Source organism: Alteromonas sp. G4i13 (genome assembly GCF_054960505.1).
Map to the genome: position 1 here is coordinate 15147 of NZ_JBHNYX010000035.1, position 25823 is coordinate 40969.

Below are 25823 nucleotides of genomic sequence, written 5' to 3' on the forward strand. Positions count from 1 at the left end.
AGGATGGCGTTTGTTGTTATGACTCACGTGTGGCGTCAACGCGTTGTATTGCTACCTCTATGGGCTTATCAATACGCTGCACCATTCCCAAAAATAGCATGGTAACAGCAGTGAAATAAAAAGTCTTGATGTTGGACTTGCTGAAATGATGTTAGACCGTATCACCAAGTTACCACTTCGCCATTCCAGTCGATAAAATGACAAGCTTGGTCTCGATTAAGCGCCGAAAGGTGGTGAATGAGCTGTTTAGCGGTAAACTCAGGCGTGAACAGTTTCTTGGCGGCGACGTTCTTTTGAAAAGGCTTAGAAAGTCCCGTATCAACCGTCCCAGGGTGATAACAAACAAGCATCACGTCTTTCAATCTGCGCTTGTATTCTACCGACGCCGTTTTAACCAGCATGTTGAGCGCCGCTTTCGACGCGCGGTAGCCGTACCACCCTCCAAGTCCATTATCTGAAATACTCCCTACTCTCGCGCTTAAGCAAACAAGGGTTGAGCCTTCTTTACTCATTATATTCACCAAATGCTTGAGCCACATTGCGGGAATAATGCTGTTAGTCGAAAAATAAGCCGCTAAGGCCTGCTCGCTGACATCTTCCAAACGTTTCTCAGGATGAATGCCATCGCTTTCGTTATGCAAAAAACCGGTTGTTATTACTACCGTATTTAACACAACGTCTTGCTCAGCGAGTTGTTTTACAAAACCGTAAATGTGCCTATCGTCCTGTTCGGCCAGCTGATGATAGGTAACATCCCCAGAATGATTAGTGTCAGATAAAGGAACGCGACTAACCGCAAACACCCTAGCACCATCACAGCTATATTGCTCAATAAGCGCAGACGCAATACCGCCCGACGCGCCCACTATAAGGACGTTATTTTTCACTGGCCTCTCCTGGTATGCAGCGATCGCACTGGCGTTTTTTACCTGTTAACAGGTATGAAATGGTGTATCTATGCTTTGCGAATACATTGTAGAAAGCATCGGCTATATGACAAATAACAGGCCAGCGAAGCGGTGCATATAGCCAACCCATGCCCACGGCTTTCCATGCTTCATGAGTGACATCAAGGCCAGTTATCAACGTCCCGTCTTCACGAAGTCCGTGAATTCTTGCATTGAGTGCATGCCAATCCATGGTTGGATAACGGCTCGAAAAATCGGGGGCCTGAATATCTACCAATGTTAATTTGTTGTGCTTGTCTCTTTTTCTTAAATGACGCATTTCAGCGATACACAACGGACAATACCCGTCATAGAAAATAATCACGACCGAATACCTCTGCCAAATTTTGAACACGCTTATACGCATTCTTACCGGTTGCAAACTGCTTGAAAGAAAGCAGTTAACCTCACATGTTAAAACCTTTCACTTAGCTCGCACATTATTCTTATTTAATATTCGTTTATACGATAAAAAAACACGCTTGGATGACTTGTGTTGTGACCTACCCGCACCCACACTACAGACAAAGATTAAGAGAGGTTTTTACTATGGCAAATTTACAAGTCGCCACGTTGGCAGGCGGATGCTTTTGGTGTATCGAATCAGCGTTTAATAGCGTTGAAGGCGTGGAAAAAGCAATTTCTGGCTATGCTGGAGGCGAAAAGGCCGATCCAACCTATGAAGAGGTATGCAAAGGAAATACTGGCCATGCTGAAGTGGTACAAGTGACGTTTGATGCCGACAGCATTAGCTACCGTGAGATACTAGAAATTTTCTTTGCGCTGCATAACCCTACACAGCTTAACAGACAGGGCAATGATGTAGGCACACAGTATCGCAGCGCGGTTTTCTATCACGACGATACACAAAAAGCTGAAGCAGAAAAAATTATCGCAGAAATCACAGAAGAAGAGATTTGGCCCGATCCCGTAGTGACTGAAATAGTAGCAGTAAATAACTACTACGACGCCGAAGACTACCACCAAGATTACTTCAAAAATAATCCACAGAACCAGTATTGCTCTATGGTCGTGGCGCCTAAGCTTGCGAAGTTCAAAAAAACCTTCGCTTCTCGACTTCGCAGCGACGCATAAATAAAACAGCGATATTAAGCGCGCTATCAATAGTGTTAGCCAACAATAAAAAGGGTTGCTTAAAAGCAACCCTTTTGTTTTTCAATCTATTCGTTTTCTTATTATTCAAACCAAACGCTGTTAATTTCTAGTGGAAATAATAAAGGCGCTAAGTCTTCATAACGCTTCTTATGCGCTTCACACGTCGCGTTTTTAAGGTAGTTTTTCTCCCAAGGATCGTTGATGATCCACAAGGTATTTTCAATGGTCACTAGTCCTTCCATCGACGAATTATCCATTGTGTACTGTTCACACTTCTGATCGCCGGCAACGTCGAACTTAATAGGGATACGCTTTGTTGGCTTATTGCCATTCACATCAATTACCCACAGTTCATTGTCGTTTCTTGCTGCGCCAAACAAATAGGATGCGCCGGTTGAATGAGTATATAACGCCAGTCCATTGATAGGGTGATTACCTGAAGTAAACGAAGGAAGTTGAAGGTTAGGCTCGCTCACTGTGGCAAAATCATTCGACGAGAAAAAGTCTTCATCAACAGCCAATGTAAAAATTCTTGGCTGTCCTGCTTTATCTTTCTCTAGCGCCAGATATAACGTGCCGTCTTCAGCCATCGTCAACCCTTCAATGCCGTCGTTGGGGAAGTTACCTACTTCGAACTCTTGCGGAAACTGTAGTGGGCGCACATCCGACATTTCAACCGAGCCATTATCTTTTCGTGTCAATTTTACCAACAAGGTGGGGTAATCGGTTGACCCTGTCTCTTCGTATTTGGTTTCACAGCGAGGGCTTAATGCGCCGGTACGGGTAGCATCTTCGGTAACCGTATAAATTACATTGGTGTCTCTGGGGTCTACGGCTAGCGCTTCTAAATCAGGTTGCTCACTCAAATAGCTATAAAAGCAGCTTCGGCGCACGGTGTTGGAAAATGAAAAGCGTTCGCTCGATGCGCTCAGCGTTGCGGTATCTGGTGAAATGCTATGAAGTTTCAACTGTTGAGTGGTATCAGCGCTAGCATCTGCGATAGTGACAAGTTGACCGTCTAGCACCACTAACCCTGAGGTTTGAGGATCAAACATAACGTTGCCTTTTTCATCAAGGATCCATTGACCCACAGTGACTTCTGTTAAGTCTTGAGGTTCAGGAGTAATAACAACGTCTTTCGGCTCGCTACAGGCGCTTATCAGTAAAGTGGTTAGCACAGCACTGGTTAAATATTTTAGCATAGTGTGAAGTCCTCTCTCCGTTTATTAAGACGAGAGCAAAAGGTAAAACTGAAAAAATTGTAAGGGAGTATATCGAGCATACCGTTTATTCACAAAAAAGAGTAAGGTTATGCGATAGACATCAGGTTTGCTGAGTACATATATGATTTGGCAACGTTAAATAGTCGTGCTGTCATCATGTTTTTAATTAATGTGCAGCATATTTAGTTAACACGCTTACGTGTATTAATATTGACGAAAATTAAAGGAGAGCGTCATTTCTACGCAGCACTTGCCCCAAGTTATTGCAGGTCCGATAGTAAGAAAGGTGACATCTACAGAATGTCATATTTGGGTAGTAACCAGTAACGCCGATTCACCTACGCTAAATCTATCTGCAAATGAAGTCGTCGTCAGCGGCAATTGTCAACGCGAAACCATACGCGTAGGTAAGTACGCATTTATACACTTGCTCTCTTTCACTTCGTCAGAGCCCTTCGAAGATACTGCGCGGATAGGTTACTCGCTATCTTTTAGCGACGATGCTCAGCAGGCTTCATGGGAAAATGAACAACGCGGGCTTCTTTACGATGGGCAGTCTTCCTTATGTTTCCACTACACCGAGACTCCCGAGACCATATTGCACGGCTCATGCCGTAAGCCTCACTTTCACAGTGATGATGCCCTAGCACAAGTAGATGTACTCCATAAAATTGCGTTCAAAAAGCAAAATGATTTTCCCGATCTTCTGTTGATGACGGGCGATCAGATTTACGCTGATGATGTCGCAGGTCCTATGCTTAAAGCCATACACAGCGTGATTGACCGTTTAGGTCTTTATCATGAAGCACTGGAAGGGGCAGTAGTAACCAACACTAATGAACTTGCCACACATGAACATGGGTATTACGAACGAGAGCAGCTTCTGCCACAAATTGCGACCAATACGGTACTGTCTTCAATATTCTTTGGTGCTAAGAAAAAACCGGTATTCACATCAGTAAACGCGCAAAACCATTTGATTGGCAGTGCGGAGATCATCGCTATGTATTTACTAGTGTGGTCCGACACGCTTTGGGCTGATATCAATATAGATAAAGATGGGATCCCCCCAAAATACCATGCTATTTTCGACAAAGAACACGAGGCGCTTAACGGCTTTGTAAAACAGCTACCGCAGGTACGTAGGGCCCTGGCACACATTCCTACCTATATGATCTTTGACGATCACGATGTTACCGACGACTGGAACTTAACCCGGGGCTGGGAACAAGAAGTCTATGGAAACCCTCTATCAAAACGCATGATCGGCAATGCGCTTATCGGCTACTTGCTTTGCCAAGGATGGGGAAATGCACCAAAAAAAGTAGCGCCATTAATTGCTAAAGTACAAGAATCAATGGGAGAAAGCGGTTTAAACTCGCACGATGAAATCATTGATGAGCTGTTGGATTTTGATCAGTGGCATTACCGTTTAGATACCACACCACCTATTGAGGTTTTAGACACCCGCACGCAGCGTTGGCGCAGTGAATCTAATATGAATAAGCCCTCGGGGCTAATGGACTGGGAAGCACTGTGTGATTTTCAGCATTCTATAATCGGCAAAGAATCTGTCATCGTTGTCTCTGCCGCTCCCATTTATGGTGTAAAGGTTATCGAAGCCATTCAAAAGGTGTTTACGTTTTTTGGCAAGGCGCTTACTGTTGATGCTGAGAACTGGATGGCCCACAAAGGCACCGCGAACGTTATATTAAACATATTCAGGCATTACAAAACGCCCCCCGATTTCATCATTCTATCTGGCGATGTGCACTATTCCTTTGTATACGATGTACGCCTGCGCTTTAGGCGTAACAGCCCTCACATCACCCAGTTCACCTGCAGCGGATTAAAAAACGCCTTTCCGGATGGATTGATCAAATGGCTAGATAGATTAAACCGCGTGCTTTATCGCTCTAAATCGCCTCTAAACCTTTTCACAAGACGCCGAAATATGTCGGTAAAAGCGAGAGAACCAAGTTTGGGCTATGGCGAATTATTCAACGGTTGCGCCATTGGTGTATTAAAAATTTCACAGAAAAACACCGATGTTCAGTGCAAAGCTTTGTTGAGCAACGGTAAAGAGGTAGAATTCCCAGCTTCTAAAGACGATTAGTTCAAAAGAGGTATCTAATGAGTGATAGCGCACTGTCCATCGGATTATTTTACGGCTCAACAACCTGCTATACCGAAATGGCAGCAGAAAAAATCCAAGCGCAGCTCAATAGCCTTTTCGACGAAGATATTGTTGACCTTCACAACATTAAAGACGTTAACCTAACGCGCACGGCCGAATACGACATTATCATTTTTGGTATTTCAACGTGGGACTTTGGCGAGCTCCAGGAAGATTGGGAGTCTCATTGGGAAGAAGTGCACGGTTTGGATTTATCAGGGAAAACCATCGCCTTATTCGGACTTGGCGACCAACTTGGTTACGGTGAATGGTTTCAAGATGCATTAGGCATGCTTCACGATGCAATATTGCCATCAGGCTGTAAGATCGTGGGTTATTGGCCAAACGAAGGCTACGAATTTACCGCCTCAAAAGCGTTAACCGAAGACAAAACTCAGTTTGTTGGCCTGTCTCTTGACGATGAAAACCAATACGACAAAACAGACGCGCGCATCGAAGCATGGTGCGAACAGTTATTGGTCTCGATGGCTTAACGCCTATAAATTTCGGATGTCAGTGTTGGAAAGTAAAGGCCGTATTCATCAGCAGTTTTATCGCAACGGCCCAAGCCACAGGGACGGCGCTGATGTTTCATTTCAAGATATTCGCAAACTGTTTAATTTCGCTACGATCACTGTGGGTAGATGGGTAACAGCAGAAGAACAACAGATCGCTGCCAACCTCTTTTTCGATGCGCTTTACGATCTGGTCGCGATCTTAAATATCAATGAACAGGTGTTATCGTTAAACGGATCCCTGTCACTGGCTTTTGGCAGTGGCGGTCAAAAACACAGCAGTGCCCACTACAACAGTGCGAAAAGACAGCTTGCGCTAGCAAAAAATGCAGGAGCCGGAGCGCTAGCCCACGAATGGTTTCACGCTTTCGATCATTATATTGCGCCGCGCATGTTCGACGGTATTGCCGCCGGCAGCTTTGCTACACAGGCCTGGCTCGACAATGCCCCGATGAATCCTCATCCGTTGAATCACAAATTGAGCGATTGTTTCTCGCTATTGTTCCTAAATGATCAAAAAAGACCAAATGAGTACTTTGTGCGATCCGTAGAAGCTGATCGCGCGTTAAAAATGTATTATTATGCTATGCCTCAGGAGATGGCTGCCCGCGCATTTGAAGCCTGTATTCAAGATCACGAGATCAAAAACGCATTTTTGGTGCAGGGGACAAAAAAATCAACGGAAGCTAGACTTGGCATTTATCCTCATGGTAACTTGCGTACATCACTCAATCAGGCATTGATGTTGTATTTTTACCAATTAGGTGTCGCTATTTCACATAAACAAACCTAGTTTGTTGTTTTATTACTGTGAAACTGAGTATTTTTTCAACAACAAGTGTTAATGAGCACACTGTTTTTGTACAAAACCCTGTATATTTTTGTAACAAGCAGTATACTAAAGCGCTCGAACGTAACAGAAGAAAGAAGACGAGATGAAAAGAAAGAAGCATACCTCGGCTGAAGACGAGGCTCAGATTGATATGACCCCCATGTTGGACATCGTGTTCATCATGTTGATTTTCTTCATCGTAACGACCTCGTTCGTGAAAGAGAAAGGTTTGGACGTAAACCGTCCTGAAGATAATCAAGCGAAAAACGATAAGCCTTCAAAAGCGCTTTCTATCCGTATTGATGCTGATGGCACAATTATGATGGGCGGCCGCGAAGTTGATATTCGTCGTGTGGTTGCAAACACGCAAACATACCTAGCGGAAAACAACACGGATTCAGCTGCTATCCAGGCTCACGAAGACAGTGAGCACGGTACTGTGGTAGAAGTTATGAACCAAGTTAAAATTGCAGGTATTGATAAAGTATCTGTTTTGGTTAAAAAGAGCAGCTAAAACGCCTTTCTGACCACGCAAATTAAAGAAAGCCACCTTCGGGTGGCTTTTTTCGTATAAGACCTTATACCAAAGTATCTCTTGTGCTATCGCATGAATTTTGTTCAGATCGTACCATTCGGTGTGTCTGGAAAATCCATGTTGAAACTCGGTTCCAGACTCTGATGTCACTGGAGCCATTATGCACAAAAAAATACTCTACACTGCTGTACTTGCAGCAGTTATGTCAGCACCACAAGTGTCTGCCGCCAAAATTGAACTAAGTGAAGCGTTTGAATATAACGCATTCATCTTCGATAGCTTTACCGGCCAATCTTCCGATGTTGAGGGAAGACTAGCTGTCGGTGGCGAAATGAACGTATCCGATTTCAATGTCGGCTTACTGCTATCGCCAGATATGTCTGAGTCTGCTCTTGCCGTAGGCGGTAACCTTCATTTCACGCGCGGTGATGTTCACGGTGGTTCAACTACCGTGTCAGGTATGGTGTTTGGATCTGAACTCACATTCGATAAAGCGGTTAACGCTCAGCAGACTGTAAATCTTATTAATTCTACGGTGAAGTCTGGCGGTATCTCATCGAAAGGTGATGTCAAACTAGGTAACTCAAATGTTGTATCAGGTGATGTGCACGCCAATACTGTGAAACTTGGTGGGCCTAATAGTGTTTACGACAGTGTGAGTAACCCTACTTTATATGGCTCCCAAGTTGAAAACGGAAACGTATTTGCTGAGTCTAGCGTTGAACTTGATAGCAGCGAAGTTAACGGTACCGTAACGCTTAACGACGTTAACAATTACACCGCTATCAATGGTTCGACAGCAACATCTGTTGAACAGGGCAGCGTGAGTAAGGCTAACGTTAACAATATCGACTTTAATGCTATTGCTGCCGAAGTAACAGCGCAGTCTCAGGAGTTTGCGTCAATGTCGGTGAATGGCACAACAACATTGTCGTGCACTGACGCTAACGATTCGGATCAAGCGGTTGCTTGTACCGACGCTAGCAAGGATGTATTAAATACCATTACCTTCTCTGGCTCTGATGATATCAATATCTACAATATTGACGCTAGTTGGTTCAGCGCTGCTGATAAAGGCATTGTTTACGATTTCTCAACCACCAGCTACAACATCATCAATGTGTACGGTGAATCAGTTGAGTTATTTAACACTGGCTTCTTTAATACGGCCTTTACGCAGGAAAATGAATATTTCAGAGAAAATGGCCAGTACAGAGACAATGACAACAATGTAGGTCAGCGTCATGATGGCCTTTATACCAACAACATCTTGTTTAACTTTGTTGATGCTGATTTTCTTACACTACATAGTGTGGGTGTTAAAGGTAGTGTACTGGCGCCATATGCAGAGCTAAGTTTCTACAATGGTCATGTAGACGGTAATGTCATTGCTAATAGTTTGGTCACTCCGTTGGTGCAACTGATTAATGACGACGGCGAAACCTACAATGCGCCGACAGGCCAAGTAAATAACTATCAGTTCGGCGCTATCAACGTAAGTGAACCTGCATCAATCGCCCTTTTATTTGGCGCTGGATGTTTCATGCTAGCTAGACGTAGAAAAGCGAACTAACGCTTTGAGAAGAGAATAACTCTTGAGATAAAAGCGGCTTTATAGTGCAAAGCCGCTTAATCTTGGCGAAGACAGCAACAGTTCATCGCTTGTTACACCAGCACCTCGCCCTTCTCGCCACCTTACCTGAATACCCGCTTCAAATGCTTGGTACTCAACCGCAAATGCTTTTCCTATATACCCAGCCACAATCCAGTTGTGATTGATTCGATACTGACCTTCAGCCATAAAATTTCCGCTTAAACCCGTATCTGAGCTTTCACCAAGGGTCGCGTTCTCGTCTGCCGTTGGAAATGCACCTCCAATCGGAAAGCGCAGATCATCGTCTTGTTCAACACGTGAAAGCGCAAGCGAACTTCGAAGTTTAACTTGCCAGTTTAGCGCCTCAAGCGTTAACAGCTCTGAATAGCCCCCGATGCTGACAAACTGACTGGGGCTAAAGTAACCACCATTGCCGACCGTAAAGCCGCTTAAATTTTTATCATAGCTTGTATAGCTCAAGAATGGCCCTACACGCCAATAGTCAAGCTTTGGAGATATCATGGTAGCAATATCGTAACTTACATCCCCCCGTAGAGAGAACGCGCTATTATCGGCAACCTGCTCGCCTTCTAAGCGACTAACCTGAGCAGTACCTGCAACAGACCAGTTGTCGGCCACTGCATGCGCTACTAACCCTCTTATGCCACTTTCTATCACGTAGCCCCAAGGTTTCGCATGATCAGCATTGAAGGTTCCGGTTTGGCTTAATAAGCTGTCTTCTTTTGCCTTTCTAAACAAGGTTGCAGCTACCGTTGTACTGGTAAGAAATTTGGTTGCAGATATCTGCCCCGTTACTTTAGCGCCAACGGGTTGATCGAACATGGCATATTCAAGGTTAGCGTAAAAATTGAAATCAGGTGCCTGATAATGCGCTTCGGCGCGAAGCCCCTTATCTTCGAAGCCGCTTATTCCCGAAAATGCTCCACTCAATTGGTTGTTACCAAACCAGTCGCCAACTTGAGGGCGACCGCTGTAGAATTGCTTATAGTCGAGTGATACTTGCCACAGCCAGTTTTCATAACCGCTGCCAATACCAATATATTGCGACAGAACATCGAAATTACCGAGCCCCTCACTTCCGCTTCGACTGCGAGTATTAATACCGTAGACTGCACTTAGGCCATCTTTAGTTTGTGCTGTAACTCCCCGCGCATCGCGATTTTGATAGGCTAGCCAAAACTGTTTTCTGGGCCAGGCGTTACGTGTGGTACGTTCTTGCAATATGCTTTTTACCGCACTGTATCTCAGCGCCAATCGGTTCAGTGTGGCTTCGTCGTCTCGATTAATTGTAACCAATTCATTGGCAATTACCGCATCGGTTGGCGTCTTCGCGAGCACTCGCTCGAACGCTGCTGTGGCGGTTGTGGTGTCTTGTGTCTCTTTAGCAGCCCACCCAATTAGTGCTTGCTCATTTACACTTAACGGTCTCAAACGGGCGAGTGCTTCGCCTGACTCAATACTTTGCTTGTAGCGCCGTGTATCGTAAAACTGAGCCTGTCGGCTAGCCAGACCATCAGCACAGCGTCGAATGAAAACCTCAGTATTGACACTACATGCTAGGTCGAACGCGCTTTGCTTGGCCGTGTCGCTGCTTTGCGCGCTAAGTGACAAATACCTGCCTTCATTATCGTTCACCAAACTAAATAGCGCGTCGGCAAAGTCGTAATTTTTCAAGTCGTATTGTTGCCATGCCGCGCCCTGCAGCACTTCTTTCACGTAGCCGCTGTTATCAGATTTGAGAAATTGCTCCAGCGTTGTCGTATCGCGCAAAGACAATGCCTGCTGTAGCTTAATACCAGTGACACTGTTAAGGCCTTGTTGAGCGGATTGTTTATCGATGTCACGAACTGCCGATTGTTGGGCCTGAGAGAACTGCTGCGTTGCCATTTCTAACATGCCTTTATCAATAGCCGTCCAACCCATAAGCAAGTAAAAATCAGTTCGCTTAATTTGATTGCTCAATGCAATAAGCGTTTCTACTTTTTGCTTCGACGTATTTGCTCTGGCTTTCGACGTTAACTGAGCAAATTGTTCGAGCGAGAGGGCTTTAGAAGCGGACTTATCTGGCTGCTTTTTTAAAGCCTGAAGCGATTCTCTTGGCTCTGAAACTACAGGCTTGTTAGTACCTTTTAAGCGGCCGTTTATTCTGTTTAGTTCGGTTTCGACTTCTTGTGGCACCTGCCACGTAGGGTAACGAGCTTTTAAACGCGTAAACTCTTCATTGGCTTGCTGAATCTGTCGCTCATTAATATGGTACCAAAGCCCTGTTAAATCCGGCTGATCTTGTTGTGCAGGTAATATACCCAGATCTTTTTCTTTGTACGTTGTTTTAGCTTGTCCGTATGCCTGCACCGACACAAGTGACGTGGCCAAAGCGCCTAGTGCCAGATACAAAGAGGTGCGAGTAAACCGAGTTTTCACGATGCGTTATCCAAAACTGCTAGCATAGAAAGCAGCGTTAAACTTGCCGAATAATAATCCATGTTTCGATTGATCTCAGGCCACTCTGGCCTTTGCTTTTCTTCTGATTTCATCAAGCTGTTTACCGCCATCTGCACTGAACGCATTCCCTTAGACATTTCGTACTCAGCGGTTTCCTCGTTTAGCAGGTTGATGGTAGCTGGCGTAGGCGTTATCGCCCACCATGCATAGTAGGGAGAAAGTAGCTTCTCAGTTAATCTAGCGTTTTGGCGAAAACGTGGGGACCATGCTAGCTGAAGCGGTATACGGATCGCATTAAAACCAAACTCAGGCGATATCACATTATCTAAACTTAACGCACCAATTTTACTGTTATCGGACTCAGCACTATTAGGGGTGAAACGCACCCAATCACTGGGCAATTGGTAGGTAGAAAACTGCATATTCGACAGCAAGATCAAGCCCGACTCGAACAGGCTTTCCCAACGTGACGGAGTATCCGACAGCGAAGACAGGTCAGTTATGGCGGGAAAAACCCAATAGGACAGATTTAGCTGAAGGCTGCTATTTCCTGTTTGGTTAGATGCAAATCCGTATTCCCCTGGCAAGAGCACTACACTGTTATTATTCACCACCAGAAGTTTCTGCTCTACAGCACGTACAATATTCCTGGCGGCCTCCTCATACTTACTAACGCCCCACTTTTCACTTGCACGCAATAATGCCCAGGCAATAAGAATCTCACCATCAGAGGCATTATTAGGGTCATCGATACAAGAAGATGAATTATCCACACAAGGTCGGTAGCGCCAGCTAAATAGCCCGTCTTCGCGCATGAGCGTACGTTGGGTCCAGTGCCATAATGCATCAAAGGTGTCTTTGTCGTTGGCGGCGACGGCAAAGAGCATACCGTATCCTTGCCCTTCGCTGTGAGACACATCATCATTTCCTGTGTCTACCACGCGCCCGCCGTCAACAAACAATGCCTTATACGCTATGTACTGAGACTTGAATTCGCTATCTTCCTTGGTAGAGCACGACGCCAACAGGAACAAACAACCTATCACTAGCGTCGCTTTTGTTGCGTAATGCAGCTTTACCATGAGTCTTGCACTTGTTTATTTCTGCGTTTAAGCAACAGGTAAATAAGTAGGCTTACAACAAATACAACCAATATAAAGCCTATTAACCAATACCACGGGTTGTTAGACAGCCATAGTCGTAAATGCAGCCAGCTGTCGTCGGCTTCACCCACTTCATATTTATCGCTTACCTGCATGATGAGTGATGGCGAAAGACCATCTTTCCATGCGAAGAAATCCCCTGCCATCTGCCCCCACATCGACAAACTAACCAGATCCTCGACTCTAGCTTGAAGAAGTTCCGGCGTCTGCGCTGCAACAATGAACAAGGTATCGGTTTGTGATGAAACAGGGTGTGCCTGTGCAGTAAGTACTGCTTGCTCACCTAAGTCACTTTCTTGAACGGTATGACCGTCTATGCGCATTTCTTTGAAAGACTGATCGTCAGTCAGGTTTCTTACGCGATTGTACAGATTGTTCTGTAACCGATAAGACCAGCGTTTCGTTGCCTCAATGGCCGTACTGAATTCAGACTGCTCAATATTCGTTAAGCTTTCAGGGGTACCTAGAACAATCACAGAACCTTCGGTTGTAATGTCGTTTCCAGTTGCTATTTTCACGTTCAATAAAGGCACTTGGGCTACTTGCGCTAATTTCGCTGAAAGGATTAACGCTGTATCTAAATAGTCATCTGACGGAATAGCAATGGTTGACGATGGTGCTGACTTAAAGCGCGCAAACGGGTAAGCCGTTTCTGAAAGCAAGACGAGATTAGGTTGAACTGCCACGTTTCCTGCATCAGGTAGTTTTATAGCCGAAGAATCATCAAGCTGGAACACGAGGTGGGAACCTGGAATATCATCACAAGGCACACCTGCTAACGGCGCTCTCATGGTTACCGCAAAGTCTAAATTATTCGTCCCGCCTTTGAAGAATCGTGCAGGTATTCTTAGCTGATAGTCTCGGTAGGATTGTCCGTTAATATTATTAAGAGACAAACCGTGTACAAGTTCGTCATTCACGCTTACATTCATAACCGAACCTGGCCCAAAACCTGCGCCATATCCAAAGTCTAAGAGCAAGCTCACGCTCGCGTTTTCAGGTACATAAAAATCTGCAGGCAATCTGAATGACACCCGTTTGGTGAAGTTCCCCTCATCCCTAAACTGAGTGGTCGCCACACCAAAGTCTTGGAATGTGTAGTGATTGTCTGGGTTCAGAATGCGATGACGCTGCAGCGTTTCCGCCTGCATTTGTGACTGTGAAAGTACGGTAACTTGTGAAATAGGGTTAATCGCATCGTCCATTACCGCCAAGGCTTTCGCTGCCTCAAGTACTTCATCTTGCGTAGTACCGCTGACAATAAGGCGGTAACTAGCCGGTACAATAACGTTGCTGTCCTTAACAAACGCAGGTGTGCGCTGTGCTTTTAGAAACGCGCCATCAATGTCGTTAATCACTTCGTCAGATAATACCGGTGATAACGCGTCGACTGTACCAACTAGAATATGAACAGGCTGTTTTTGCTTGGCTTTGAGATACCATGCAGCACGCTCGTAGCGAGCAACATTTTGGTCGTTCCAAAAACTATTTTCTGTGTCTTCTAGCTGGGGCAAAACGTAACCATCATCAAAGCTGTCATGCTCGATAATAAGCGGCTGATATTGGTTCCTAAGAGACAGTGCTTGAGCAACAATGGGAAGTGTCTGATATTTAATTTGATCATCAGCTTCTCGCGCCGTGTAAAGCTGAACGTTTCGCTGTCCGCCAATTCCTGGATTAAAGAATCCGCTCAGCTCATCTAACGTGAAGCGCTTTTCATTCACCGACGTCGCAATTTTTAGCGTTGAGTTGTATGCATTAATTTCGCTCCACAATTCAGGCGCACTGCCGTCAACACATTGCTCGGCATAGTGCTGACTTACCGCTAGTGTCAGAGAGTTAAACCCGGCTCGCCACAATGAAGTAGGGATCGCAATTTCAGATACAAGAGAAGGTCTGTCTGGGTCGAACGCAATCTGTCCAATGGTCGCATTATTGAATCTCACATACAGCTGAGAACGTTTTTTGATTAACGCCTGCGAGCTGACCACTTCTAATGTAAGTAGCGCGCTGTCCACATCAGTTACTGAACTAAGGGGAATTGGAATATCAATGGAGGCAGATTTTCCCTGCAAGCGCACGGTACTTTCACCGCCAAAAAAGTCGGTTAATCGATACGTGTCAGTTTGCGCCGCTAGGGTAAAAGGCATGCACAAACATACGATGAACATAAGGTATTTTTTTATCATTGATTTTCCTTTGCCGGTTTAGCAAGCAAACCTAATTTCCCGGCGAACTTCCCCATTAATACAAGCATATGCAATAAAACAGGCTTTAACCCAACTTTCAACACATGTTTTGCGCCGAACCAGTATGAGATAGCCCTTGTTCTTCTTCGTTGAAACGACATCCAGCGCAGACTATCACACAGTGAATAGGCGACGACTTCGTTTTCTTGTTCTTCGGTTTGAGGCATAAAGCGTACTCGAAGAATTTTTGACCTATTGTCGTAATGCAGAACGCTAATTGGCAAATGAACGTTCTTATTCAGTGCGTGACTCCACGATGTGAGCGTTGCATTTTCAGGTACTAACGCTCCCTCACCTTTCAAGCGTAACCGAGCTCCACCAAGCGAAAGATCGACCAAATCTCCAACCCAAGCTTCATCGCTTGTAGTCTTAATAACGACACTATTGGTAGCTGGGAGACGTGCCTGACTACGCACCTGTTTCCGCTCTAATAACACACTAAGAACAGACAACAATAGAATCAAATTAAATACATTCCACAACATGACCACCACAGTAAGTTCGCGTGTAAGAGGCTCTGTTATGAACTTATAGACGCCGCTCCCTAATGCGAATGTGATTACCAATATTAGCCAGTAAAACACGCTCGATAGTGGCGACACAAAGGTTCTGTCAAGGCTCTCTCCTTTTGGCGTCACAACAAATGAAGGTGCCCGCGGCTTTAAGAAAACCTTGATTAATGCATTTAGCGTAAATGCGCACTGTAGTATTTCATATAACTCTGACACTAAGGGCCATCGGGTTCGCCCAAAGAGCATGGTGGATATCATGTAAGTGGCAATAACGTGAGGCAGGGTGAAGGCAAAAATTTCCAGCATCGATGCATGGTAAACCTGAAGCCCAAAGACCAAATACGCCAGTGGCATAAGCAAAAAGATGATGCGAGCAAACGGGAACAGCCAAAACATGATTGAACTCATGTAGCCCACTCGCTGATACCATTTTAGTCCTTGCGCTTTAAAAGGCTTTTTGAGTAGTAAAATTTGCGTCATGCCTTGTGCCCAGCGCATACGCTGCTGAATAAACGCATCAAAAGTTTCTGGCGCAAGGCCGCTTACCATAGGTCTGTCCACATATACAGACTCGTAGCCCATTTTGTGAAGATCTAACGCGGTTTCTGCATCTTCAGTGATAGAGTCGCCAGAAATACCCCCAACCAAATCGAGGTGCTTTCTTCTCATCAATGCGGCTGATCCACAGAAGAAGGAACTCCCCCAGTAGTCTAAGCCTTTCTGTATAGTGCCGTAAAACATGTCGTTTTCTGAAGGCATGCGAGTAAACGCAGAGAAGTAGTTACGCTCAACAGGATCTGGGTTAGCCATAAAATGAGGAGTTTGAACGAGAAAGACCTTCTCGTTTTTAAGCATCCACGGCACGGTTCTATCAAGAAAATCCGAAGTAGGAACATGATCAGCATCCAAGATAACAATCAAATCACCCGTGGTATTTTGTATTGCACTGTTCACATTACCCGCCTTGGCAAACTCATTTTTTGCTCGAGTGTGATAGGTAATATCCAAGCGTTTGCACAGTGCTTGCAAATCTTGTCGCCGCTGTTTTGCAGTGGCCGCTGACACAGGGTTTTCAGCGTTAATTTTCTGGTCGGTTCCGCCATCGTCAAGCAAATGAATACGAAGCTTTTCTTTAGGGTAATCGAGCATTTTTGCAGCGCGGATAGTAACTTCTAATATCCCTTCATCTTCGTTATAACTCGGGATCATGACGTCTACACTGGGCAGAGTTGATTTATCTACCCCTTCCAGGGACAAAAGCGGTCGACTGAGCGGAAACGCGTTAACGATCGCCCCTAACACTGAAGTGATCCCCGCATAAATTTCAGCGCCAAATAATAGCCAGACGGCAATCATTGAAAGAAAATCTGAGTAGGTTAGCGTGTAAATACCACGCCACAGCAAATACCTGACGCTAAGCGCAATGGCTAGCACCAGAGCTAAAATGCGGAATAAATGCTGGTATTTTTGCGTGTGCCGCGCTTCTTTGCTGCACAAGGATATTGCAATGAGGATAACGATTGAAGAGAGAAGCTGGCCCAATGCATCCATGGGTGCCAGCAGTAGCACCCCAAGAATAAAGGATGCTACTAACAGAACAATAATGAACTGAGAGGTGTAGTGTTGCCTACGAGTTTGCGAATAGTCCAAGTTTGCGATCCAGTACGTGTATTTGCGTTACACTTGCATAGTTCGCCCTGTTAATTAACGTAATTTTACCGTCCGACATTTCAATCTCGTGATTACTTTTATAGAACAAACGAGAAATGTCATCTCTCTGCTTTTTATTGCTTTTAGACGCTAACAACCACGCCGGATACGTTGCCATTCCAAATGCAGCCACAACAATAAGGCCATAGAACAATACTGGTGACATTGTTGGCGCTATGTACAGGGAAAATAAAAACATAGCCATACTTGCAACGGTAAATATACCAGTAATTTTGCGAAAACGTATAACTTTCATAAGTTTATTTTCTGCATCTAGCAGCATCGAAAGACGCTTCTTCCACAGCTGCTCTGTCTCTAAACTCGTGCGTTCTTCAACAAGTTGAGGTTTTTTAAAAGCAGGGTTGGTATTTTTAAACTGTTGAGCAAGCTCAAACACGTTTACCGCAGCGCCTTCATTAATAGCGCTCTGAAACGATTGTTCAAGCGTAGGTGATTGGTCAAATTGTTGTGAGTTATCTACTAATTTCACTGCGCACACTCCCCTCATTACTACACACTGAGTCTACTTCCGTACATTCAGAGGAAAAATTGCTGAAACCATACTTACTGATTAATAATGATACGCTTACATACGCAAATTGATATTGAACTTTAGCTCATTGAACTTTGGTATAAGTCATGTAGGGCAAGGCCTACAGGGGTGTGCAGACTATATGAAAAGCCATATAGCAGGTAGCGTAAGTCGCAGAAAAGCAGCCCGACTAAACGGGATTAAAGTGGGCAAATTAGACTAATTGATAAGGTGAGTTTTATTGCTAAAGCGTTAGGGCTTGCGCAGCTTACTTAAAATACTGATCAAGTTACTTACATTGAATACCGTTCCAAAAATACTGCCCACGGAAATGGCATATAACAGCCCCAAAGTTTCAGCAACAAGAAAAACCTTTCTAATAGTGTGCGTATTGCGGATTACCAAAGATCCCACTGTAAAAATAAGTGAAGACGCATAGGCAATGAAGATTATCCAGCTGTGCTCTAGCACAAACCACTCATAAGCGAGGAAGCCTAGATTCACGGCAACAAAGAAAAATAAAATGGCATTGCTTCTATGTTTAATGGCAATAAAGTTACGAACGCTGGCAAGCAGTGTTCCAATGCCTGCGGCCATGGCATCTAGCATAAAAAAATGCACGCTAAGTGCACTTAAGGCAAACGCAGAAATAAGCAAATACTTGTCTACGTTAGTTTGGCGATACCCAATAAAATTTAAAACAACGGCTATTGCGCCAAAGCCTTCTGCAACTATGTTCATTAATATAAGCTCATTAAAATTTAAGGTAGAAAGGCTGACAAAGGGCTTTGTATTCACTGGTATATTCGCCCCTTTGATCCCTAATTATCAGCTCATTTTTGATTGCATTTTTCGCTATTAAGCTCGGCCATTCCCGATGTGCAGTAACGTTTTTAAAATTATCACTTGCGCCCTCCATTACTTTTTTAAAGTGGAACGCGCAAAGATAAGGCGATTTGTTAGATGTATGCTTTACATAAAGAATATCTGCCAGCGATAGGCCATAACCTTCAGCCGTTTCGATAACCGAGGCTTCCATCGACGCTGGGTACACACAGTACATTTGTCCTTGTTCTATTAAAAACTTGCTGCTTGCACTAAAAAGTTCATCTGGGCCCAATGCAGACGTTTGCCTTGCCACCGAGCGAGATTGGCTTTGCTTACTGTACGCATTTGAAAGTGTAGCTGGCGTGTCAAAGTAAGGTGGATTAGAAATCACTAGGTCATACAAGTGGGGGGAGGTGTAGCCAGTTACATCACAGCAGTAAATAAACAGCTGTTTGGCCCATTTTGCATTTTTAAAGTTGGTAGCGGCCTGCGCTGCGGCTTGCTCATCTATTTCTATCGCGTCAATTCTGGCTGCGCCATTATCGAACGAGCTGATGTCAATTGAACTGCTTTGAACATTCTGCTCTTCACCGTTCGGATTGCAAAAGTGCACTGCTTTTTGGGCCATCATCAACGCTAAAATGCCACTGCCGGTGCCGATATCCAAGATACGTGGGGCATGGCTGAGGTTTGCGCGAAACTGTGCCCAACTTCCTAAAATCAGACTGTCGGTGTTCACTTTCATCGCGCATTTGTCCTGTGCTACGGTGAATTGTTTACAGCGGAACATAAGGAAGTCGTATTACCTAGTGCATTAAAAGGCGCGCATTCTATATCAAGTCGGGTTGTGCTTCACGTTAAGGTTGTGACATTTACTGTGAGCGCTTATTTCCAGCGCTGCAGCGACATCATATTTCTGGCCACGTCAACGGCATGAACGGGTCGGTATTTCTTTAACGGGCCTTTCATTATGCTTTGCCATATGGGCGCCGTTTTCTGCGCTATATCTTCTAGCGTCCGCGACTCGTCGCGATTGCCTAACAATAACGAAGGGCGTACGGCAGAGGCATGGGGTAACTGAGGCATTCGCATAATCGCGTTTTCTAGCTCGCCTTTTACTCGTAAATAAAAGTTACTGCTTTTAGCATCAGCGCCTACCGATGATATCCATACAAAACTGTCCGCGCGCTGAGCTCGGGTCAGCTGTGCGGCAACATGAACATATTCAAAATCAACGCGGCGAAACGCTTGTTTAGAGCCCGCCTTTTTAAGCGTGGTGCCCAGGCAACAGTACACATGATTTACGCTAAAGTAGCCTTGATAGTCCTGTAGATTGTCGAAGTCGATAACTACAGGCTTTAGGCGATTGTGAGGGTCGTTAAACATACTGGAGGAGAGCGGTTTTCTGACTAAGCAGGTTACTTCGTTGTACCGTCTATCCTGTAACAGCATATTTACAAGCGTTCGTCCCACTAAACCTGTCGCTCCTAGCACCATTGCGGATTTCATATGTCGCACCTTGTATCATAAATTGATATAACTACAATCAAACCTTCGACAGTCAAATATGCAGATAAAAATGAAAAAAGCCCTTTTAATTGGAGCCGCTATGCTCTCTACTGCTTTAAACGCTGAAACGCTCACTATTGAGCGTATTTTCTCTTCTCCTTCACTCGATGGCAACGCACCCCGTTCGTTAAAAGTATCACCTGACGGTCAACGGGTAACATTTCTTAAAGGTAAGCAAACAGACTACGAGCGCCTAGATCTATGGGAATACCATATTGAAAGTGGCCAAACTCGCATGCTTTTCGACTCAAACGACCTACAAAGCGGCGAAGAAGTGCTTTCTGATGAAGAGAAAGCGCGACGCGAGCGTATGCGTTTATCTGGCAGCGGTATTGTAAGCTACCAGTGGTCGGACGATGGTAAAGCATTACTTTTCCCATTAGGTGGCGATGTCTTTTATCACAAGCTGGGCGAAAAAGGGGCGAAGCAACTTTTAGATACTGACGCTTTTGAAACTGATATTAAATTATCACCAAAAGGTAACTACATTTCCTTCATTCGCGACCAGAACCTTTATGTAAAACACATTGAATCAGGTAAAGAAACGGCAATTACCAAAGAAGGTGGCGACAACATTAAATTTGGTATGGCCGAATTTGTGGCGCAAGAAGAAATGGGCCGTATGACCGGATACTGGTGGTCGCCAGATGAGACTAAAATTGCCTTTACCAAGGTTGATGAAAGCCCGGTAGATGTGATCACACGTTCTGAAATCTATGCTGACGACATCAAGCTTATCGAACAGAAATACCCGAAAGCGGGCACGCCAAACGTCTTGGTGGAACTTGCTATTCAAGACATCAACTCTGGCGATCGCACTTGGGTGGATTTAGGTGAAGATAACGACATTTATTTTGCTCGCGGTAAGTGGATGCCAAACAACACCACCTTCACCTACCAATGGCAGACACGGGATCAGCAAACGTTAGAGCTGCGAGCGTTCGACCTTAACAGCAAAAAAGAAAACGTGCTGCTTACAGAATCAAGCAACACGTGGGTAAACCTGCACAACGACCTTTACTTCCTAAAAGACAAAGGCCAATTTATTTGGGCGTCAGAGCGCGACGGTTTTAAACACCTTTACCTTTTCGACAATAAAGGCAAGCTTGTTAAGCAGTTAACCAAAGGAGACTGGGTTGTAGACAGTGTTGAAGCTATTGATACAGCGAACAACCGTTTGTACTTCTCTGGCCGCAAAGACACCCCACTAGAAAGCCATGTTTACAGCGTGCCTTTAGATGGCGGCGAGATTTCGCGTATCACTGAACTAGGCGCGTATCACAGCGCGGCATTTAGCAAAGATGCCTCTATCTTTATTGACCGTTTCTCAACCATTAACTCTCCTGCACAAGTTAGCCTAAATAGTGCTACCGGCGAGCGAATTACCTGGCTTGAAGAAAATAAAGTTGAAGAAGGCCACCCTCTGCACGCTTACATGGATAGCTGGACGGCACCTGAGTTTGGTGACATCACCACAAAGGATGGCGCAACCCTTAAATATCGAATTTACACGCCTGATAGTGCCAAGCAAAACCCTAAACAGAAGCACCCTGTTATTGTTTACCTTTACGGCGGCCCGCACGCACAGGTTGTAACAAACAGCTGGGCGGGTAACCGTGGCTTGCTATTCCAACACTGGGTTGATCAAGGCTATGTGGTATTTACGCTAGATAACCGCGGCTCTAACTATCGCGGTAAAGGCTTTGAAGATCCTATTTATAAAAAAATGGGCTTTATTGAAGTGGACGATCAGGTTGCAGGCGTAGAGTTCTTGCGTACGCTTGACTACGTTGACGCTGAGCGTATTGGTGTTCATGGCCACAGCTATGGCGGCTACATGACGCTGATGACCATGTTCAAAGCGGGCGATTACTTTGCAGCGGGCGTATCAGGTGCTCCGGTAACTGACTGGCGCTTATACGATACCCACTACACTGAACGCTACATGGGCAACCCAAATACAGATGATGATGCTTACACTGCGTCTTCAGTATTCCCTTACGCAAAAGATCTGAAGGGCGACCTTTTGATTTACCACGGCATGGCAGATGACAACGTGTTGTTTACCCATTCAACAATGCTCTACAAGCACCTTCAAGACTTGGCAATTCCATTTGAAACTATGGATTACCCGGGCAAGAAGCACAGCATCCGTGGTAAGCAAACGGGCATTCATTTATACAAAACTATTACTAACTTCTTTAACCGTAACTTGAAAGACTAATACGGTTAGAGCCTGGGGCCTGTTGATCTCTGTACATCTAAGCTCAACAAGCCCTAGAAAGCAGTAAAAAGCAAAAAGCGATGCTTATGAAGGCATCGCTTTTTTGTTTGGTCAGTTTAATTAACGCTTATTTTGTGCATGTTTGCGTTGTAGCGCTTTGTGCACTTGTAGGGTGATTAGACTTTCTTTACTTGCTACTTGCTACTTCAAAGCATCTATCAAGTATTACAAATGCAGAAACTAGCTAAACATCTGGGTTGCTAGGTTTTGCTGTACCGCCTGAGCAGACGATGCACTTAGTTCAATCTCAATAGGATCGGCTTTGCCCGACAGCCAAATTTTAAGCTCGGCGTCAGTATCAAAATGCCCTGCCGTCTCAACGATAAACTGCGTAATAGATTTATAAGGTATTGAATGATAGTTCACTTTGCGCCCGGTAAGGCCTTGCTTATCAATTAGAATTAGGCGCTTGTTCGTGAATACACTTAAATCGCGCACTAGCTTAAACGCAGTGGTAACAGTTTCGTTAGCAGCAAGTATAGGCGTAAGCTCTTCTTGAACATCTGAAGCGCTAGTCTCGCTTGCATTACCCATGATGGTATCAAATAAACCCATGACATTTCCTTTTAGGCAGAGGCAAGTTTAACTCGCCATTGAACTCTATGCGCCAGCGGCTTGGGTTTATCTAAAGCAAAGCCTTGACCGAAATCTACTTTAAGCTCTCGTAACACTTCAGCGGTCGCGTTATCGACCACAAACTCGGCTACGGTCTGTTTACCCATACTGTGCGCAATATTATTTATCGCTGTTACTGTAGCATGATCGATAGGATCGTGAACGATATTTCGCACAAAGGAGCCGTCAATCTTAACGTAATCAACATCAAGGTTTTTAAGATAAGTGAATGAAGACATACCTGCACCAAAGTCGTCTAGAGCAAAGCTGCACCCTAAATCACGTAACGTAGAAATAAAGTGTTTAGCAGCGCTCAAGTTTGTTACCGCTGTTGTTTCTGTAATCTCAAAACAAATTTTCTCAGCAGGTACAGAAGTACTTTGCATGCGCTTGGCAATGTTGTGCAGCGCCATTTCATCACCCAGTGTAATACCTGATAAATTAATTGCGACTTTGCCTACGTTATCGATGTGAGCAGGATTACTTTCAAGGGTTTTAAGGGTGTTATCTACCACCCACATATCCACTTTGTTCATTAAACCGTGACGCTCTGCCAACGGGATGAAAAGCCCCGGGCTTATAAGGCCACTGTCTTTTGCATTTAGACGAAGCAAAATCTCGTAATGCTGAAGTTGGGCGGCCTTTTCTTGGTTGGGCACGTTAAGCGGCATGATAGCTTGGCTATACAACTCAAACCCGTCGTTTTGTAATGCGTGATGCAAGGCATGTAACACCTGGTTTTCACTGTCATCAATGGCCATTTGCGAGTCATTATCATGAAACACAAAGTAACGGTTTCGACCCAAGTGTTTGGCTTTGTAACACGCGTTGTCAGCAGCTTTAATTAAGGCTTCTGCACTTTGTGTACTCTCGTTTATTTCGATAACGCCAATGCTTGCCCCCACAAAAAACAACTTGTCGTCATAAACAAAACGATAATTTGAAATCGCCAATAAAAGCTTGTCTAGGCGCTTGGTCACCTCATCCAAACTTTGATTGCGAAATATAATGCAGAACTCGTCTCCCCCTATTCGGGCAAGCAAGTCTTGCCCATTCACGTATTGCCTAAATATGATGGAGATTTCTTTTAGCAGCTTATCGCCCGCTGGATGACCACAGCTGTCGTTTACTAACTTGAATCGATCCATATCGATAAAGCACATCACGCTTTGCTTGTGGTAAGCGCGAGGCGAATTGATACTCGCCACTTTTTCAAAATCAATGTGGTTTAAAGCCTTGCTCTCGCCCTGCTGACCAGCCGCTTTATGCGTTTCATCAAGGATCGCTCGCAGTTTTTCATCAAATGCATAGCGATTAAACAGCCCGGTTAACTGGTCATGGTTAGCTTGAAAATACACTTCTTCCTGCAGCGCCAGCTCTTTGGTCACATCGCGAGCGATGCCTTCAACGGCAACCAGTAATCCTTGCTCGTCGACAATGGGCGTGTCTGAAAATTCAATCGCTAACGGCTCGCCGACCTTGCCTTGATAATGCACAATATAAGGCTCGGGCTTTTCGCCACGGGCAATGGTTTGGCGTATCTCAAATGTCTCGTCAGGTACTTGGCGAACGTACTTCGATTCGTTTGCACAGAAGTCTTCTGCGCTAAACCCTAAAATCTTTTCAATACCCGCGCTTACATACATAAAGTTGTGCTCGATGGTCTTGGTGTAAACAAAGTGGCGGTGCATGCCGTCAACTAAGCGGCGATACTTTTCTTCGCTACGCTTTAAATCGTGCTGGGCGCGAAAACGTTCGGTCACGTCCCTTACGGTTACCGCAATATTGTCACCGGCTTTTACCACCTGAACTTTTATCCATTGAGGCGCAATCTTATCGCTATGAATGGCAAGGTGAGCTTCATAAGGCACGCCAAGTTCAGCAACGTTTTTGGCGTTTTTAAATTCACTGCTTAAACCTAAATAACGCGTTTGCTCGGCTAAGTTCATAGACCGCAATACATCGCATGCACCGCGAAATAGATAGCGACTGTATGAGTTTGCTTCTACTAGAGAAAAGTCATCATCTGTTGGCTGATAAATAAGAAGCGCATCAAGGGAGGCTTCGCTAGCGGTGAGGTAACGCTGCTGACTCAAAGACAAATTAACCGCGCCTTTAAGCTGCTTGTGCAGCACATAGCTAACTAGCGCTGACATCAACAGTCCAATTATAATAATTAACAAGCCTGAGTTATATGGGCTTAGCTGAGACTGCATGGAAAGGTAAAAATCGCGTTCTAAAAAACTGAACGGCAAAAGCGACACAATGGTGCCATCGTTGACTAACTCACCGCTTTGAAAAAGCGTTGCACTGTCGGCGTTAAGCTGAAAGTTAAACTGTGGGCCTACTAACTCGCCTAACATCACGGTTAATATGGTTTGTACGTCGAACCCCGCCACCAGAAATCCATGCTCAGGCTCTTGAGGGCTTATGGCCCTGCCCACAACGATAAAGTGATGTTGAGCAGCATCTGAATACAAAAGCGTGCTTTCCAAATTCTCGGACAATCGCGATATGTTTAAGCCCAACGCGTCCATAGGATGGCCAATGAGGCTGTTGTCTATACGGGTTTTAATACCGGAAGATGGCGTTGCCACCCACGCTATCTCACCGTTAGCATCGACAAATACCAGCGATGAAAAGCCTCGCTGCATGCCCATCAATGACAGGGCTTGCGCATTAAACCAGTCTACTTGGTTTGGTTCAAAGGTGGGCCAGTTTCGCATTAGGTTGTGCAGCGCTTGAATACGTTCGCTTGAGAATACTTCAAGACTAATTTTTACCTGCTCGGCAACCGACTGCGCTTTAGAAATACGTGCTGCGCGTTCATCGTTTTGAATAAAAACACCAGCAGAAACAAATAAAAAGGTGAGAAAAAGAAACAAAACCGTAGGTAAGGCGTAAATACGATGGTTGTGTTTGCTTAACATGTGCCTGTCTCCGGTAACTAGCGCCGGTAT

General features: G+C 44.9%; 20 protein-coding genes. 7 read left to right on the top strand and 13 right to left on the bottom strand.

What is annotated here, in order from left to right; genetic code table 11:
- Nucleotides 1-161: 161 nt before the first annotated feature.
- Both ACFI6J_RS15915 and ACFI6J_RS15920 read right to left on the bottom strand, forming a co-directional pair.
- Nucleotides 162-887 carry an SDR family NAD(P)-dependent oxidoreductase gene (locus tag ACFI6J_RS15915; RefSeq protein WP_061486559.1) on the bottom strand — a complete coding sequence of 242 codons (726 nt, stop codon included), beginning with the start codon at nucleotides 885-887 and terminating at the stop codon, nucleotides 162-164.
- Nucleotides 877-1272 carry a thiol-disulfide oxidoreductase DCC family protein gene (locus ACFI6J_RS15920; protein WP_014980330.1) on the bottom strand — a complete coding sequence of 132 codons (396 nt, stop codon included), beginning with the start codon at nucleotides 1270-1272 and terminating at the stop codon, nucleotides 877-879. Before ACFI6J_RS15920 ends, ACFI6J_RS15915 begins: the two co-directional genes overlap by 11 nt.
- A 224-nt stretch (nucleotides 1273-1496) precedes the next feature.
- Here ACFI6J_RS15920 and msrA point away from each other — a divergent pair, with 224 nt between their 5' ends.
- Nucleotides 1497-2042, top strand: a complete 546-nt coding sequence (gene msrA, locus ACFI6J_RS15925) for a peptide-methionine (S)-S-oxide reductase MsrA (protein ID WP_014950741.1) — start codon at nucleotides 1497-1499, stop codon at nucleotides 2040-2042.
- Nucleotides 2043-2143: 101 nt separating this feature from the next.
- On the opposite strand, the gene ACFI6J_RS15930 is transcribed toward msrA, so the two are convergent.
- Complete coding sequence (locus ACFI6J_RS15930) at nucleotides 2144-3265, bottom strand: hypothetical protein (protein ID WP_014980331.1); 1122 nt, start codon at nucleotides 3263-3265, stop codon at nucleotides 2144-2146.
- Between the two features lie 271 nt (nucleotides 3266-3536).
- On the opposite strand from ACFI6J_RS15930, the gene ACFI6J_RS15935 reads away from it, so the two are divergent.
- The 5 genes from ACFI6J_RS15935 (at nucleotide 3537) to ACFI6J_RS15955 (ending at nucleotide 8917) form a co-directional block, all read left to right on the top strand.
- Nucleotides 3537-5402, top strand: coding sequence for a metallophosphoesterase family protein (locus ACFI6J_RS15935; protein WP_061486560.1), 1866 nt, complete (start codon nucleotides 3537-3539; stop codon nucleotides 5400-5402).
- Between the two features lie 17 nt (nucleotides 5403-5419).
- Nucleotides 5420-5956, top strand: coding sequence for a flavodoxin FldB (gene fldB / locus ACFI6J_RS15940; protein ID WP_014950744.1), 537 nt, complete (start codon nucleotides 5420-5422; stop codon nucleotides 5954-5956).
- A gap of 25 nt (nucleotides 5957-5981) precedes the next feature.
- Nucleotides 5982-6770, top strand: coding sequence for a CLCA_X family protein (locus ACFI6J_RS15945; RefSeq protein WP_081106143.1), 789 nt, complete (start codon nucleotides 5982-5984; stop codon nucleotides 6768-6770).
- A 142-nt stretch (nucleotides 6771-6912) separates the two neighbouring features.
- A complete protein-coding gene (locus tag ACFI6J_RS15950; RefSeq protein ID WP_014950746.1) occupies nucleotides 6913-7323 on the top strand; it encodes an ExbD/TolR family protein in 411 nt (136 codons plus the stop codon).
- Between the two features lie 181 nt (nucleotides 7324-7504).
- A complete protein-coding gene (locus tag ACFI6J_RS15955) occupies nucleotides 7505-8917 on the top strand; it encodes a collagen-binding domain-containing protein (RefSeq protein WP_061486562.1) in 1413 nt (470 codons plus the stop codon).
- Between the two features lie 39 nt (nucleotides 8918-8956).
- Here ACFI6J_RS15955 and ACFI6J_RS15960 read toward each other — a convergent pair whose 3' ends face one another.
- The 8 genes from ACFI6J_RS15960 to ACFI6J_RS15995 form a co-directional block, all read right to left on the bottom strand.
- A complete protein-coding gene (locus ACFI6J_RS15960; RefSeq protein ID WP_061486563.1) occupies nucleotides 8957-11380 on the bottom strand; it encodes a cellulose synthase subunit BcsC-related outer membrane protein in 2424 nt (807 codons plus the stop codon).
- Nucleotides 11377-12483 (bottom strand): glycosyl hydrolase family 8, encoded by a 1107-nt coding sequence (locus ACFI6J_RS15965; RefSeq protein ID WP_061486564.1) that lies wholly within the window; start codon nucleotides 12481-12483, stop codon nucleotides 11377-11379. The genes ACFI6J_RS15960 and ACFI6J_RS15965 overlap by 4 nt, the downstream gene beginning before the upstream one ends.
- Nucleotides 12477-14753: a cellulose biosynthesis cyclic di-GMP-binding regulatory protein BcsB gene (locus ACFI6J_RS15970; RefSeq protein WP_014977435.1), complete on the bottom strand. Its 2277-nt coding sequence runs from the start codon at nucleotides 14751-14753 to the stop codon at nucleotides 12477-12479. The genes ACFI6J_RS15965 and ACFI6J_RS15970 overlap by 7 nt, the downstream gene beginning before the upstream one ends.
- Nucleotides 14750-16975, bottom strand: a complete 2226-nt coding sequence (gene bcsA / locus ACFI6J_RS15975) for a UDP-forming cellulose synthase catalytic subunit (RefSeq protein WP_014950751.1) — start codon at nucleotides 16973-16975, stop codon at nucleotides 14750-14752. Before bcsA ends, ACFI6J_RS15970 begins: the two co-directional genes overlap by 4 nt.
- Nucleotides 16953-17525: a hypothetical protein gene (locus ACFI6J_RS15980; RefSeq protein ID WP_014950752.1), complete on the bottom strand. Its 573-nt coding sequence runs from the start codon at nucleotides 17523-17525 to the stop codon at nucleotides 16953-16955. The genes bcsA and ACFI6J_RS15980 overlap by 23 nt, the downstream gene beginning before the upstream one ends.
- Nucleotides 17526-17819: 294 nt before the next feature.
- The gene (locus tag ACFI6J_RS15985; RefSeq protein WP_014977436.1) at nucleotides 17820-18308 is read right to left on the bottom strand and encodes a YgjV family protein; all 489 of its coding nucleotides are present in this window, start codon (nucleotides 18306-18308) and stop codon (nucleotides 17820-17822) included.
- Nucleotides 18309-18321: 13 nt separating this feature from the next.
- Nucleotides 18322-19140, bottom strand: coding sequence for a tRNA1(Val) (adenine(37)-N6)-methyltransferase (locus ACFI6J_RS15990; protein WP_462557957.1), 819 nt, complete (start codon nucleotides 19138-19140; stop codon nucleotides 18322-18324).
- 140 nt (nucleotides 19141-19280) lie between these two features.
- Nucleotides 19281-19904 (bottom strand): NAD(P)H-binding protein, encoded by a 624-nt coding sequence (locus ACFI6J_RS15995; RefSeq protein ID WP_014950755.1) that lies wholly within the window; start codon nucleotides 19902-19904, stop codon nucleotides 19281-19283.
- A 70-nt stretch (nucleotides 19905-19974) separates the two neighbouring features.
- Here ACFI6J_RS15995 and ACFI6J_RS16000 point away from each other — a divergent pair, with 70 nt between their 5' ends.
- Complete coding sequence (locus ACFI6J_RS16000) at nucleotides 19975-22188, top strand: S9 family peptidase (RefSeq protein WP_014977438.1); 2214 nt, start codon at nucleotides 19975-19977, stop codon at nucleotides 22186-22188.
- Nucleotides 22189-22428: 240 nt separating this feature from the next.
- On the opposite strand, the gene ACFI6J_RS16005 is transcribed toward ACFI6J_RS16000, so the two are convergent.
- Nucleotides 22429-22803: a PH domain-containing protein gene (locus ACFI6J_RS16005; protein ID WP_014977439.1), complete on the bottom strand. Its 375-nt coding sequence runs from the start codon at nucleotides 22801-22803 to the stop codon at nucleotides 22429-22431.
- 11 nt (nucleotides 22804-22814) lie between these two features.
- Nucleotides 22815-25793 (bottom strand): putative bifunctional diguanylate cyclase/phosphodiesterase, encoded by a 2979-nt coding sequence (locus tag ACFI6J_RS16010; protein WP_014977440.1) that lies wholly within the window; start codon nucleotides 25791-25793, stop codon nucleotides 22815-22817.
- Nucleotides 25794-25823 lie beyond the last annotated feature (30 nt).